Origin of the sequence: Corynebacterium sp. HMSC078A10, assembly GCF_001811565.1 — a bacterium.
GTDB classification, from domain to species: Bacteria; Actinomycetota; Actinomycetes; order Mycobacteriales; family Mycobacteriaceae; genus Corynebacterium; species Corynebacterium hesseae.
Map to the genome: position 1 here is coordinate 1 of NZ_KV805218.1, position 13,495 is coordinate 13,495.

The window sequence follows — 13,495 nt, forward strand, 5'->3', positions numbered from 1 at the left end:
ATGAAATAAGTCCCATACTCATTCAATTCGCTAGGAGGTCTGGCATGACCTACGACTATGTCATCGGCATGGACGTCGGTAAATACTTTCACCACGCTTGCGTCTTAGATATCGACGGCACCCAGGTGCTATCTAAGCGCATCAACCAAAACGAAAAATCCCTGCGCGTGAGGTAGCTGACTGGGGTGTATTGCTCCATAACTTCAACACTGTCTACCGCAGGTGGATGGACGAGAGGACCAGGGTTAAAGACCCTGATACAGGAAATTGGACATGGGTATGGACACATTCCAACGTGCGAAAGGCCTACAACAGTCTGAACCATCTATGGCGCCAAGGCATGCTCTTTGTCTACATCAATCAACCTAAAGGCGTCTTAGAACCTGCCCGCATCAAATCTACGACCAACAGTCTTGAAGGCGGGATTAACGCTCGCCTGAAAGAGATTGCGCGTGCTCACCGGGGCAGAACAAATGAACACCAGCGCAAAATGCTGGACTGGTGGCTGTACCTAAAAACAGAACTGCCCGACGATCCACTACGCATCGCCAGACAGTCCCACTGGGGCCAGGACCAACTCGCCAAAGTATCCATCCTGACCCACACCGAGAACCAAGCCGACCACGAAACAGGACGACCAGCCCTCTACGACAACGGTATCGACACCGAGTACACCCACTCAATCGGCATCCAAAAAGGCCAAATCTAACCCCAGCGACACGCCGAGCCAGACACACATTTTGACCCTTAACCCGCTAAAATCCGCCCAGGGCCATCACAATAGAAAACCCCCCGCCTCAATGTGAGTCGGGGGACGGAGGGTGAACGGTAACTAGTTCAGACCCGGGATCTGCGGCAGCTTCGGCTGCGGGATGTTAAGACCGAAGATGCGGTTGATGGTCGGGATGAGGCCGTAGGCGGCACCGCCGACGACTGCAATGACGGCGATGATGGGGAGGATAACCTTCGCGCCACGGCTGGAGCCTGCGAAGAAGGCCGCAGCCATATCGTCGGCAGAAGGCTCCTTCGTGTTGGTCGGCTTAGAAGGCTTGGTCGGCTCGGTAGGCGTCGTAGTGGAGCTCGACGGCTCTTCCTCCTTCACGGCCGGGCGCGCGGTGAGCCACTCGTCGGAGTCCAGAACGCCCTGGGTCAGGCGGGTCTCACCAATCCAGCCGTACCACGGGTCCTGCGGCTTGCGGCTATCAAAGCCAGCGCCCATAACCCACTGCAGGTCGCGCGGGAGGAGGCCTTCAGCACCCTTGGCGTTGCGCAGGATGGGTGCACCGTTGATGAACATCTCTACGGTGTCGGAATCCGGCTTGTTGACTACGGCGATGTGCATCCACTCCTCGGTGGGAACCTCGTGGGACCAGACAGTCGAACCTTCGCCTTCCTTCGGTTCCGCCCACCAGCGCAGCTCACGGAGGTTAGAAATGCCGAACATGACGGTGGGGTCGGTGTCCTCGGATCCGTCGACAAGCTCGGCGATGCTGGAGTCGCGGGAGAGCGCACTCCCCCAGCCGTGCTCAGAGCCGTTGAAGTCCTTCGGAATCTTCACGAAGGACTCAAAGGTGTAGCCCTCGGAGGTATCGACCTTGTTGATCTCCGCGCCTTCCTTGGACCGAAACTCTGCCATCGCGAGCTTGCCAGCTGGGTCGGACCAGTAGAGGGAGCCAGAATCAGAGGACAACGGGTGGTGGTCCTTGGTGTAGGTGATGCGCTCACCCGTGTTGGAAGGACCACCCTCGCGAACGAGGTCACCGGCACCATCAGCACCGAAGACATCCGGAATGACTGCGCCTTCGGTGGCCACGTCGCCGTCGGCAAGCTGCTTGCCGTCCGTGTTCTTGGTCTGCCCCGGGCGCCAGTGGAAGACGGTCTTGTCGGACTTCACGAAGTCATTCGGGCCCTCCGGCAGCTGGTCCTTCGGGATGGTGTACGGGGTGTAGCCTTCCTCAGCGATGTCGCGGGCCTTCTGACCGAGGTCCGGGTCGTTTTCATCGCCAATGGTCCAGTCCGGGGCGAAGTCAGCGAAACGCTCCTTGAAGTTGAGCGGCACGTGATAGCTATCGCCTGTGCCGTCGAGGATGAGCTTGTCGAACTGCGTGAGCTCCTTCGCTGGTTTCTGCGCGACCCACGGGGACAGGGCGGTCATCTCCAGCTCATTGCCGCTCAGGTCGAACTCGAGCACGCCGAGCAGACCGTTACCGCCCTGGTAAGCCATCTGGTAGTCCTGCAGGATGCCGATGACGTCGTGGCCTGCATCGTTCTTGTCCACGCGGTAGCCCGCGCCGTGGTGGTGGCCGCCCATGGTCAAGAAGATCTGGTCGTTCTTCTTAATGAACTTGTCCCACAGGCCCTGGCCATAGTCATCGGAGTAGAAAACCTCGCCAGCACCATCGAGGTTGAGCACCTCGTGGCTGGTGAGGATGACCGGCAGGTCCGGGTGCGCATCGAGAACGCCTTGCGCCCACTCCAGAGCCGCATCATCCGCGCGCCAGCCCAGCGCCAGGACCAGGTACTTCTGGCCCTCGGCCTCAAAAATGTGGTACTCGGAGTCATTGTTGACCGCGGTGTGGCGCTCTTGGAAGGTTTCCGGGTTGGCGGTCTTGGCGCGCTCGGCACTGAAGTAGACGTCGTACGGGTGCGCTGACTTATCCTCAATCATGTCGTGGTTGCCCGGCAAGATGGAGTAGTTCAGGTCGGAATCATCGAGGACCTTCATCGCCTCATCAGCAACCTTCCACTCCCCCTCGACGTCCGCCTGGTCCACCACGTCACCGAGGTGGGTAGCGAAGTCCATGTTGAGCGCCTGCTGGTTCTTCACCAGCCACTCGGTCTGCGCCTTAAAAGGCTCGCTACCGTAGCGCGCTTGCGCCAGGTTGCCGGTTTCCGGGGTGGAGTAACGGGAATAGAACTGAGTATCCGGCAGCACACCGATGCTGAAGCGCGAACCTAGGCCTTCCACCGACTCATCGGCAGAAGCAGGGACAATAAGGAACGTACCGGCCACCGAGGCGGTGACCACGGTGCCGAGCAGGCGGCGAGAAGCCATAGTTCTTCCAATCACAGTGAATAAAGCCAAAAGAGACATAAGAAATGTATTCTCCATAGCTTTCCCTCACGTAACGACCGCATGAACGCACGTTTAAATGATTACCCGCCGCTAGGATGAACGCTCATGAGCAATATCACTAAGAAATACAACGTCGACGTCACCCGCGTTGATACCGGTCGCTACCGCGCCACGAACACTGCGGGCGCGACCCTCGAATTCGGCACGGGCGACGGACTGCTAAGTCCGGTCGAGCTGTTGCTCGCTGCCGTGGCGGGCTGCTCGGCCGTGGACGTCGACGTGGTCACCTCCCGGCGCACGGAGCCGGAGCTTTTCGACGTCCACGTAGAAGGCACCCGCGTCAACGAGGACGGCGCCTCAAGGCTTAGCGACGTCAACGTGGAATTCTCCCTCCGCTTCCCCGATACCGATGCCGGCCGTCAGGCCCAGTCCATGGTGGAGCGCCTCGTGCGCATCTCCCACGAGAAGGACTGCACCGTCTCCCGCACGGTAGAAAACCCCACCAACGTCACGTTCCGCACGACCCAGCCCTAAGCCCACTCCGCTTTAAGCGCCTTTAGAGCGCTTTAAGCGAAAGGGTTATCGTCGCGCGAAGGGTTCTCCTCCCACGATTCAACGAAGGGGTTGTCCATGGCTTGCTGCATAGTGTGGGAGCCATCCCCGAATGGGTTGTGCCCGGCATCGGAGCGCTGGCGGCGGTAGCGCTCCAGATCCGCCTGTGCCATATAGCCCAGCTCTTCGCCGTCCACCACGATCCAGGGAAGCGGGTTCGGATCCACCATACGGCGCGGCTGCCCTTGGTGTGGCGAGGACAACATGGTGCGGATATCCGTCCGAGCCTGGTCCAGTTCCCCAAGATCCTTTGGACTCATTGAGGTTTTAATAGTCTTGCCGCCGCCGGTTCCAACCACCTCAGCCTTGAGCATGCTAAAAGAAAAGACTCCTGAAGGAATCGAGGGATTGCGCATGTCCACCTTGTCGAAGGCAAGGACGTCGCCATCGTCGAAAACCAGGATGAGCCCTTGCGGGGTGATGTACACCCAGGCCTCGTGCTGCATATCGACGTCTACCCGGTAAAACCCAATGAGCGGCTCGTCCGGCTCCAGCAGCCCATAGGCGTTGAGTTGTATCGTTCCCACACCACCACACTGCGCAAAGCCGTGATCCCACAGGTAGTGCATCTGACCTTGCAGCAACACTTCCCACAAGCCACGAATGAAGTCAGACAGGAGAGCGCCGTACTTATTGGCTAGCGGCTTGTGGATGCGCAGGTAGCCCGAGCGGATCTCAAACACGATCGGGTACGTCAGGGGCAGTGATTCGACGAAAGCCTCATCGATATGCAGGCGGCCATTATTCGCCTCGATGAATTCTTCCGCGGGGAAAAGATGCTCCACCACGAGGGTGTTTCCTTCTTCACGGGTATCGAGGATCCACTGAGAGTTCCGACGGCAGTTCTCGATGTAACCCTGAAGCACCGCTTGCACCTCAGCATCGCTGAACTGCTGGTGGTTCAGCCGGAACACGCTGTCGCCCTGAATGAAACGCATTCTCAGCTCTTCAGCCATACTTATTCCTCCGTCTTATGGGGCTCCGTGCACGTTTATGGCTCTGCGAGGCGCACCTGTGCACCCACCCATACTAATTGTGGTGCAATTTTAGACCATCGTGGCTAAAGTGACTTCAGATACTTTCTTCGGCCCCATCTTTGTCAGCCCACTTGACCCTCGCTAGGAGAACTCCATCATGTCTTTGTCCCGCCGTTCCCTTATCAAAGCCAGTGCCCTCGCGCTGACCGCCGGTGCCATCGGCAGCCAAGCACCCGCTGCGCTCGCCGTGGGTCCAGCTGTGGGCACCATCATTGACTTCTCCGCCGGTGTCCCTTCTGCGCGCGCCATCAAGGCCGCCGGCCACCTCGGCGCCATTCGCTATGTTTCCCAGCGCCGCCCCGGCGCTAACTGGATGCAGGGCAAACCCGTCACGCTGGCGGAAACGAAGGCCAATGCCGCTGTCGGCCTGAAGACCGCCTCCATTTACCAGTTCGGCCGCGCCGAGACCGCCGACTGGCTCAACGGTGCGGCGGGTGCCGCCGTCCACGCCCCGCAGGCCATCGCTATTCACAAGGCCGCTGGCGGGCCGACGGGCCGCCCAATCTACATCGCGATCGATGACAACCCCACCCGCGCCCAGTATGAGAACCAAATCCGCCCCTACCTCAAGGCCTTCTCGACGGCGCTGAGCGCGGCCGGCTACCAAACCGGCGTGTACGGCAATTACAACGTCATCGACTGGTGCGTCAACGACCACATTGGCCAGTTCTACTGGATGCACGATTGGGGCTCGGGCGGCAAGATTCACCCGCGCACCACCATCCACCAAAAAGCCAAGAACCAGGCCACCATCGACGGCGTGACCTGCGATATTAACACCGTCTACGCCAATGACTGGGGTCAGTGGACCCCGGGCCAAGGCGCGGTGACACCGCCCAAGGTCAAGGACATCCCGAGCGTGCCGGACAACATCCCGCTGCCCAACATCACCCTGCCGGATCCCACTGGTCGCGGCTCCAGTGTGAGCAGCGATGGCATCACCATTGCTGGTTCTTCCATCAGCAATGACCAAGTCCGCGGCGCGGTGGATATCCTCAACACCGTGCGCAAGTCCATGGGCTAAATGCCCTGCTGCGGCGCAGTCCCCTACCGTGCCGCAGAGGTCTTCGAGGCCGACGTTCTAGACGTTGGTTGAGAGGACGGCGCAGAAGAAGACGGCTCCGAAGATGTCGCGGCAGCCGGCGTCGCTGTCGTGGAGGTCGCAGTGGGCGCAGCGCTGGACGTCGTCAAGCGCGTGGCAACAGCACCAGGATTAGCCAGCGCCTCCTTGTTCAGGTTGTTGCCCTTCACCAGGTTCTTACCGGTGATCTCCTTGCGTACATAAGACGTGAGTTCCTGAGCGCTTCCTTCGATGGATGCAGCCACGACAAAGTTCTCTCCAAAAGACACCGAGGAATGACGATCCTTGCTGTCCGACCATCCCCACTTAGAGCCCACGACGTCGCTCAGCTTCGCGGTGCCATAGTTCTGTTGATATCCGTCGGCAGATACAGCATCGGCGTGGGACATAGCTACCAGCACAGGATGGGTCGGATCATCCTCCATGAGCTGAACAATGAACCTCACAACGTCGTACGTAGAGGTCATGGAATGCCCCCAGTCCTCCCCCGCGGACGTGGACTCCAAGCCATATTCCTTAGCAATGGCATCGATGGATCGCGGATATTTCTCAAAGAGCTGTGCGGCACTCTCGTCAGAGGAATCAGCAACCATATCCAACGCTAGGTACTTGTCCTCGAAAGACCCGCGTTCCAGCACGTAGGTTGCGATGTAGAGCTTAATCAAGCTCAGCGCATAGCGCGGCTGGTGTTCAGTGGTCGAGCCCATGTGCATGCCCGTCTCAATGCGGTAATACGTGATGGCCTTGGACTCATCGCCCTTGAGGAACTGACCTACTGAGTCCGGGACAGCTGCCAGCTGCAGCTGCCCTTTCCTATGTGTGATGGGACCAGGCTTGCTTGCGCTGGTCTGCGCTGAACCGCCAGCCGTGAAGTCTTCTTCATGCGCTGGTGAGCATGCAGCGAGACTCGCTGCTCCGAGCACGCACGCCAGAAGGGCGGCACCAGCTCGCGCTGACACCGCCCTGTGAGAAGGCTGAGAGTAAAACACAGAACCTGAGTCTACTCTCTACCGTCCGAAACGTAGCGTTTTAGGTGTTTTAGTGGTCCACCGGAGCCTCAACACCCACACCGGTCAGGGAACGAACCTCCATCTCTGCGGACAGCTCTTCCAGGTTGTCCGGCGGGGTCATGATGGAGACGATCCAGCCCGCGAAGAAGGCCAGCGGGATGGTGACCAGGCCCGGGGAGGACAGCGGGAAGATGGACCAGTCGGCGTTCGGGAACATCGAGGTCGGGGAACCGGATACCGCCGGGGACAGGAAGATGAGTACCAAGCAGGAGATAACACCGGTGTACATCGATGCGACAGCGCCCGCGGTGTTGAATCGACGCCAGTACAGGGAGTACAGGATGGTCGGCAGGTTAGCGGATGCCGCGACCGCGAAGGCCAGGGACACCAGGAAGGCAACGTTTTGGGTCATGGCCAGGATGCCCAGAATGATGGCGACGATGCCCAGGACAACCACGGTGATCTGGGAGACGCGGACCTGCTCAGCCTCAGTGGATTCACCGTTGCGGATGACAGAGTGGTAGATATCGTGCGCGATGGAGGCTGACGCGGTGATGGCGAGGCCGGCGACAACAGCCAGAACGGTAGCGAAGGCCACCGCGGAGATGACCGCCATGAAGATGGAGCCACCGATTTCCAGGGCCAGCAGCGGTGCTGCGGAGTTAGCACCACCCGGTGCGGCGAGGATGCGGTCCGGGCCAACCAGGGCGGCAGCGCCGTAGCCCAGGACCAGGGTCATGAGGTAGAAGGCACCGATGATGACGATGGCCCAGGTAACGGAGCGGCGAGCCTCGGTCGCGGTCGGCACCGTGTAGAAGCGCATGAGAACGTGCGGCAGGCCGCCAACGCCGAGAACGAGGGCAATACCCAGGGAGATGAAGTCAAGCTTGGTGGTGAGGTTCTTTCCGTACTTCAGGCCCGGCTCCATGATCTGGGAGGCTTCGTAGCCGCCTTCCTTGATAGCTTCGGAATTAGCGTGCATATCAATGGCTTGGGTAAAGAGTGCGCTGAAGCCGCCCTTGAGCATGACGAAGGTGAGGATGCACATGATGACCACGCCGGTTACCAGGAGCACGGCCTTGATCATCTGCACGTAGGTCGTACCCTTCATGCCACCGACAAGAACGTAGACAATCATGAGGATGCCCACGATGCCGACGACGACGGCCTGCCACTTGAAATCGTGAATATTCAGGAGCACGGCCACGAGGGAGCCTGCGCCGGCCATCTGCGCGATGAGGTAGAACAGCGACACGAACAGGGTCGAAATCGCAGCTGCCACGCGCACCGGGCGCTGCTTAAGGCGGAAGGACAACACGTCCGCCATGGTGAAGCGGCCAACGTTGCGCATCGGCTCCGCGACGAGCATCAGCGCAACGAGCCAGGCGACGAAAAAGCCGACCGAGTAGAGGAAGCCATCGTAGCCGTTGAGCGCAACGGCGCCGACGATGCCCAGGAAGGACGCGGCGGACAGGTAGTCGCCGGAGATAGCAAGGCCGTTCTGCCGGCCGGAGAAACTACCGCCGCCGGTGTAGAAGTCAGAGGCTTCCTTCGTGGACTTGCCGGCACGAAGCACCACGTACATGGTGACGACAAGGAAGGCGGCGAAGACTGAGATATTCAGAATCGGGTTGCCGGCGGAGGATTCCGCTGCGGCCAAGGTAATGGTCTGCATTGTTTAGCCCTCCAGTTCCTGGCGAATGGCCGCTGCCTGCGGCTCGATGTTTTTGTTGGCGTAGTTGACGTAGATGTACGTAATGATGAAGGTTGTCAAGAACTGGGCGAGGCCAAAGACAAGGCCAATGTTCCAACCGCCACCAAGCTCTATGGCCATGAAGCTGGGGGCAAAGACCGCAGCCAGCACATAGAGGACGTACCACACAAAGAACGCCACAGTCATGGGGAAGGTGAATTTGCGGTACGCGCTGCGCAGCTTGGCAAACTGCGGGCTGTCACGCATCTCGATGAACTCTTGCGGCGTAGGTTCGCGGCGCGAGTTAATCGAAGCAGGTGCGTCAGTCATGTCGCTCTCCTTACAAGGGGTCTTTTCTCCACAAACCGCGGTGAGAGACAAGAGGTAGTGTCTTCAATCACGTTTTGCCTTGCACAGTAAGTTACCTAACCGCTCTTGCAAGGTTGTAAATCCTGCCAAGAAAAGTTAATAACATACACTTTCGCTACCCCCTACCCTTGCAACTACAAGGGATTTCTATCTCGCTGCTAGCACCCCCACAGGAGATTCCAAAGGAAGAATCTAATTTAGCAAACCGAAACTTCACAGAGTCTTTCACAGATCTTCACTCCCCCACCCCTCACGATTCCCACTTCCCTGGGTACGCAACAAAGCCCGCCTTCAGCGTCCTCCCCTCTCCCCTAACGATGTAGAAAGAAAGAGCAAGGCGCTGAAGGCGGGCTCCACCGCTCGCGGGCGTTTGGTTACGCCCCACGTGTTTCGGCTTAGGCGCCAGGGAACTCTCGCGGGTCCTTGAACATACGGCCAAAGCCTTCCTGGCCATCAAGCGCATCAAGAGCCGCTACGTCTTCGGAAGTAAGCTCAACCTCTGCGGCAGCGAAGTTTTCTGCAAGGCGCTCCCGGCGGCTGGACTTCGGGATAACAGAAATCCCCTTGCTCAGCAGGTACGCCAACACCGCCTGTCCGGCAGTGATGCCATGCTTTTCGGCGACGGACTCAACCACCGGGTTGTTGAGCACAACGCCGCGCGCCAACGGCGACCAAGCCTCCGTCACGATGCCGTGCTTGGCATGGAATTCGCGCAGCTCCGGCTGAGTGAAGCCCGGGTGCAGCTCCACCTGGTTGAGAACCGGGACGATACCGGTCTCATCAATCAGGGTTTGCAAGGTTTCCTCATAGAAGTTGGCCACGCCAATCGACGCAATCTGACCCATGCCCTGCATGCGGGCAATCTCCTCGAACGTCTCCACATAGAGCCCACCCTGCGGCCACGGCCAGTGGATGAGGTAGAGGTCAAGGTAGTCCAGCTGCAGTTTGTCCAAGGATTCACGGAAGGCTTGGCCTACCTTGTCCTTACCGTGATGGTCGTGCCAGACCTTGCTGGTGATAAACAGCTCATCCCGGGTTACGTCACCGGCCTTCATGGCCTCATTCAGTGCCTGCCCAAGTTCTTCTTCATTCTCGTACAGAGTCGCAGTATCGAAGTGGCGGTAGCCCAGATCGATGGCTTCACGCACGGAGCGGATGAGATCCTCTCCGCGCAGCTTGTAGGTTCCGAGACCCATCAGCGGCATCTCGCGGTCATCATTGAACGTGGTTTGTGGGACACTCATGTCCCCCATTGTGCCGCACTTTAACTCCCTGTGGGGGCGAAGCATAGCTCCTCAGCGCTTTAATCCGAACCTACGCACGCGAAACGCCCTGCTCGGCCGTGCAGTAGCGCACGGCCGGGCAGGGCGTCATTGAGGGAAACAGAAAGGGCTAAGCCCTTTCCTTGCCCTTTCCTTTAGGCGCGAATGAGATCGATGACGAAGGTCAGCGTGCGACCCGACAGCGGGTGTGCGCCACCGGCCGGGCCGTAGGCCTTCTCCGGCGGGATGACCAGCTTGCGGCGGCCGCCCACCTTCATACCCGGGATTCCTTCCTGCCAGCCGGCGATGAGGCCAGTCAGCGGGAACTCGATGGACTGGCCACGACCCCATGAAGAGTCGAACTCCTGGTTCGTCTCGTAGTCAACACCAACGTAGTGGACCTCAACGAAGCCGCCCGGCTGGGCTTCGGCACCGTCACCCACCACGATGTCTTCGATGACAAGGTCCTGGGGAGCAGGCTCCGTTGCCGGCTCAATTACGGGCTTTTCCATTGGGGATTATCCTCCTTGGATTACTTTCTTCTTTGCTGGCCGCATACGCGTGGGCCGAGCCACAACGTTCCCCAGTATAAGCGGAGATGAGAGGCTCGGCCCTAGAAACCCAGCGTATGGGCTATACGTCAAGCCACGGCGGCCTGTTAAAGACCACCGTTCAGGCTACCGTTTAGCGCTCGCTACGCGGGGTGACCTTACGCAGGGTCTCGCCGGTGTAGATCTGGCGCGGACGGTTGATCTTGGTGTTGAGCTCAAGCTGCTCGCGGTACTGAGCAATCCAGCCCGGCAGGCGGCCGATGGCAAAGAGGACGGTGAAGAAGTCCGTCGGGAAGCCCATGGCGCGGTAGATCAGGCCGGTGTAGAAGTCGACGTTCGGGTAGAGCTTGCGGGAGACGAAGTAGTCGTCGTTCAGCGCAATCTCCTCAAGCTTCATAGCCAGGTCCAGCATCGGATCGCCACCGAGGTGATCGATGATCTCGTGAGCGGTGTCCTTGACGATGGCCGCGCGCGGGTCGTAGTTCTTGTACACGCGGTGGCCGAAGCCCATGAGGCGAACGCCCTTTTCCTTGTTCTTCACGCGGTTCATGAAGTCGGTTGCGTCACCACCGTGGTTGTTCTGGATATCCTCGAGCATCTCCAGAACAGCCTGGTTAGCACCACCGTGCAGCGGGCCGGACAGGGCGTTGATACCACCGGCGATAGCAACGAACAGGTTGGCCTGAGCGGAGCCGATCATGCGGACGGTGGAGGTGGAGCAGTTCTGCTCGTGGTCAGCGTGCAGGATAAGGAGCTTATCCAGAGCCTTGGCCACGATCGGGTCGACCTCATAATCTTCAGTCGGGTAACCAAACATCATGCGCAGGAAGTTCTCGCGCGCGTTGAGCTTGTTATCCGGGTACATGTAGGGCTTACCCTGCGATGCGCGGTAAGCATAAGCGGCCAACATCGGCACCTTAGCCAGCAGGCGGACGGTTGCCTTATCCAGCTGCTCCTCATCCAGCGGGTTGAGCTGGTCCTGGTAGTAGGCGGAAAGAATGTTGAGGGAGGAGGCTAGAACAGCCATCGGGTGCGCGTTGCGCGGGAAGATGTTGAAGGCTGCCTTGAAGTCCTCATCCAACAGGGTGTGGTGACGGATCTCGTTGTTGAACTTGGACAGCTCATCCTCGGTGGGCAGGTGGCCCTTGATCAACAGGTAAGACACCTCGTTGAAGGTGGCGTTCTCAGCCAAGTCCGCGATGTCGTAGCCGCGGTGGCGGAGGATGCCTTCCTCACCATTAATAAAGGTGATCTTGGATTCGGTAGAGCCGGTAGACGCATAGCCCGGGTCAAAGGTGACTAGGCCGGTCTCGTTACGGAGCTTGCCAATATCGAAGCCGGAGTCACCCTCCGTGGACTGCTTAATGTCCATCTCGTACTCGCCGCCGGGGTACTGCAGTACAACCTTGTTCTTTTCAGAAGCCACGTATATTCCTTTCCTCAATGTTCAACGCCGACCGCAGCCGGCGCGACAGATCTAAACCTCTTCACACTCTAGCAAAACCTGTGACTCTGCCAACATTGGCAATCCTGGCAAAGTATCTAATGCGCGAACGAAATTAGGCTACACTGCCCACATGAGCAACTCAGAACTCGTCCTGCCAGCAGATCTCCTCCCCACCGACGGCCGCTTTGGCTGCGGGCCCTCGAAGGTCCGCCCCTCCCAAATTGAGGCAATCACCGCGGGTGCCAGCACCATCATTGGCACCTCGCACCGCAAGCCAGCCGTCAAGAACCTCGTCGGTTCCATCCGCGAAGGGCTTTCCGAGTTGTTTTCCCTGCCAGAAGGCTATGAAATTGTCCTCTCCCTTGGCGGTGCCACCGCGTTTTGGGACGCGGCGACCTTCGGCCTGATTGAGAAGAAATCCGCCCACCTCAGCTTCGGCGAATTCTCCTCTAAGTTTGCTAAAGCCGCAGCCGCCGCCCCCTGGCTCGACGCCCCGCTCGTCACCGAAGCCGAGGTCGGCACCGCACCTGATCCGAAGGCAGCTGATGCCGAAGGCGCCGACATCATCGCGTGGGCCCACAACGAAACTTCGACTGGAGCCATGGTTCCGGTGACCCGCCCCAACCCCGAAAACGCGGAGCAGCTCGTCGTCGTCGACGCCACGTCCGGCGCCGGCGGCCTGCCCGTGAATATGTCGGATGCCGACGTCTACTACTTCTCCCCGCAGAAGTGCTTCGCTTCCGACGGCGGCCTGTGGCTGGCGGCCATGTCCCCGGCAGCCCTCGAGCGCATCGAGAAGATTAACTCCTCCGATCGCTTCATCCCACCCTTCCTCAACCTGCAGACCGCCGTGGACAACTCCCGCAAGAACCAGACCTACAACACCCCAGCTGTGGCCACGCTGCTCATGCTGGAGAATCAGGTGCAGTGGATGAACGCCAACGGCGGCCTCGACGGCATGGTCAAGCGCACCACGGAGAACTCCTCCATCCTGTACAACTGGGCAGAGTCCCGCCCGGAGACCACCCCCTTCGTGGCCGAGCCTGCCGCACGTTCCCTCGTGGTGGGCACCATCGACTTCGAGGACTCCGTCGACGCAGCTGCGGTTGCCGCGACGCTGCGCGCCAACGGCATTCTCGACGTCGAGCCTTACCGCAAGCTGGGCCGCAACCAGCTGCGAGTGGGCTTGTTCCCGGCGATCGACTCCGCGGACGTCACCAAGCTCACCAAGGCTATCGATTACGTTTTGGACAACCGATAGCCTTCGCCCGCCACTCCTTGCACCACGCAACAACTTTGTTTGCACCTATTTGTTGAGTCATACAACATGCCCCGCGCTCTTGCCAGAGTTCGGGGC

General features: G+C 59.5%; 11 protein-coding genes and 2 pseudogenes. 5 read left to right on the plus strand and 8 right to left on the minus strand.

The window, feature by feature from the left end:
• Positions 1-44 precede the first annotated feature (44 nt).
• Together HMPREF2808_RS09415 and HMPREF2808_RS09420 are read left to right on the plus strand one after the other, a co-directional pair.
• Positions 45-167: pseudogene (locus HMPREF2808_RS09415) on the plus strand (transposase); the annotation flags it as partial.
• A 2-nt stretch (positions 168-169) separates the two neighbouring features.
• Positions 170-709, plus strand: a pseudogene (locus HMPREF2808_RS09420) (IS256 family transposase); the annotation flags it as partial.
• Positions 710-832: 123 nt separating this feature from the next.
• On the opposite strand, the gene HMPREF2808_RS09425 reads toward HMPREF2808_RS09420, so the two are convergent.
• Complete coding sequence (locus tag HMPREF2808_RS09425) at positions 833-3,055, minus strand: LamG-like jellyroll fold domain-containing protein (protein ID WP_070531607.1); 2,223 nt, start codon at positions 3,053-3,055, stop codon at positions 833-835.
• A 126-nt stretch (positions 3,056-3,181) separates the two neighbouring features.
• Here HMPREF2808_RS09425 and HMPREF2808_RS09430 point away from each other — a divergent pair, with 126 nt between their 5' ends.
• Positions 3,182-3,610 carry an OsmC family protein gene (locus HMPREF2808_RS09430; RefSeq protein ID WP_070531604.1) on the plus strand — a complete coding sequence of 143 codons (429 nt, stop codon included), beginning with the start codon at positions 3,182-3,184 and terminating at the stop codon, positions 3,608-3,610.
• A 32-nt stretch (positions 3,611-3,642) separates the two neighbouring features.
• On the opposite strand, the gene HMPREF2808_RS09435 is transcribed toward HMPREF2808_RS09430, so the two are convergent.
• Complete coding sequence (locus tag HMPREF2808_RS09435) at positions 3,643-4,626, minus strand: hypothetical protein (protein ID WP_246818557.1); 984 nt, start codon at positions 4,624-4,626, stop codon at positions 3,643-3,645.
• 196 nt (positions 4,627-4,822) lie between these two features.
• Between HMPREF2808_RS09435 and HMPREF2808_RS09440 the strand changes: the two genes are divergently transcribed.
• Positions 4,823-5,749, plus strand: a complete 927-nt coding sequence (locus HMPREF2808_RS09440; protein WP_070563298.1) for a DUF1906 domain-containing protein — start codon at positions 4,823-4,825, stop codon at positions 5,747-5,749.
• A 23-nt stretch (positions 5,750-5,772) separates the two neighbouring features.
• On the opposite strand, the gene HMPREF2808_RS09445 is transcribed toward HMPREF2808_RS09440, so the two are convergent.
• The 6 genes from HMPREF2808_RS09445 to HMPREF2808_RS09470 form a co-directional block, all read right to left on the minus strand.
• The gene (locus tag HMPREF2808_RS09445; RefSeq protein WP_070563295.1) at positions 5,773-6,795 is read right to left on the minus strand and encodes a hypothetical protein; all 1,023 of its coding nucleotides are present in this window, start codon (positions 6,793-6,795) and stop codon (positions 5,773-5,775) included.
• 49 nt (positions 6,796-6,844) lie between these two features.
• The gene (locus HMPREF2808_RS09450; RefSeq protein ID WP_070563292.1) at positions 6,845-8,491 is read right to left on the minus strand and encodes a solute symporter family protein; all 1,647 of its coding nucleotides are present in this window, start codon (positions 8,489-8,491) and stop codon (positions 6,845-6,847) included.
• A gap of 3 nt (positions 8,492-8,494) precedes the next feature.
• Positions 8,495-8,839 carry a DUF485 domain-containing protein gene (locus HMPREF2808_RS09455; protein ID WP_070523091.1) on the minus strand — a complete coding sequence of 115 codons (345 nt, stop codon included), beginning with the start codon at positions 8,837-8,839 and terminating at the stop codon, positions 8,495-8,497.
• 434 nt (positions 8,840-9,273) lie between these two features.
• Positions 9,274-10,131, minus strand: a complete 858-nt coding sequence (locus tag HMPREF2808_RS09460) for an aldo/keto reductase (protein WP_070523088.1) — start codon at positions 10,129-10,131, stop codon at positions 9,274-9,276.
• Positions 10,132-10,295: 164 nt separating this feature from the next.
• Positions 10,296-10,652, minus strand: a complete 357-nt coding sequence (locus HMPREF2808_RS09465) for an FKBP-type peptidyl-prolyl cis-trans isomerase (protein WP_010187736.1) — start codon at positions 10,650-10,652, stop codon at positions 10,296-10,298.
• Positions 10,653-10,824: 172 nt separating this feature from the next.
• Entirely contained in the window at positions 10,825-12,117 is a 1,293-nt protein-coding gene (locus HMPREF2808_RS09470) for a citrate synthase (protein ID WP_083299257.1), read from the minus strand.
• A gap of 151 nt (positions 12,118-12,268) precedes the next feature.
• On the opposite strand from HMPREF2808_RS09470, the gene serC reads away from it, so the two are divergent.
• A complete protein-coding gene (gene serC / locus HMPREF2808_RS09475; RefSeq protein WP_070565690.1) occupies positions 12,269-13,399 on the plus strand; it encodes a phosphoserine transaminase in 1,131 nt (376 codons plus the stop codon).
• Positions 13,400-13,495 lie beyond the last annotated feature (96 nt).

What these genes read in the sequence shown, in the direction of transcription:
- serC (WP_070565690.1), top strand. Translation starts at nt 12,269, where the DNA reads ATGAGCAACTCAGAACTCGTCCTGCCAGCAGATCTCCTCCCCACCGAC.
- HMPREF2808_RS09430 (WP_070531604.1), top strand. Translation starts at nt 3,182, where the DNA reads ATGAGCAATATCACTAAGAAATACAACGTCGACGTCACCCGCGTTGAT.
- HMPREF2808_RS09440 (WP_070563298.1), top strand. Translation starts at nt 4,823, where the DNA reads ATGTCTTTGTCCCGCCGTTCCCTTATCAAAGCCAGTGCCCTCGCGCTG.
- HMPREF2808_RS09450 (WP_070563292.1), bottom strand. Translation starts at nt 8,491, where the DNA reads ATGCAGACCATTACCTTGGCCGCAGCGGAATCCTCCGCCGGCAACCCG.
- HMPREF2808_RS09465 (WP_010187736.1), bottom strand. Translation starts at nt 10,652, where the DNA reads ATGGAAAAGCCCGTAATTGAGCCGGCAACGGAGCCTGCTCCCCAGGAC.
- HMPREF2808_RS09435 (WP_246818557.1), bottom strand. Translation starts at nt 4,626, where the DNA reads ATGCGTTTCATTCAGGGCGACAGCGTGTTCCGGCTGAACCACCAGCAG.
- HMPREF2808_RS09455 (WP_070523091.1), bottom strand. Translation starts at nt 8,839, where the DNA reads ATGACTGACGCACCTGCTTCGATTAACTCGCGCCGCGAACCTACGCCG.
- HMPREF2808_RS09460 (WP_070523088.1), bottom strand. Translation starts at nt 10,131, where the DNA reads ATGGGGGACATGAGTGTCCCACAAACCACGTTCAATGATGACCGCGAG.
- HMPREF2808_RS09425 (WP_070531607.1), bottom strand. Translation starts at nt 3,055, where the DNA reads ATGGCTTCTCGCCGCCTGCTCGGCACCGTGGTCACCGCCTCGGTGGCC.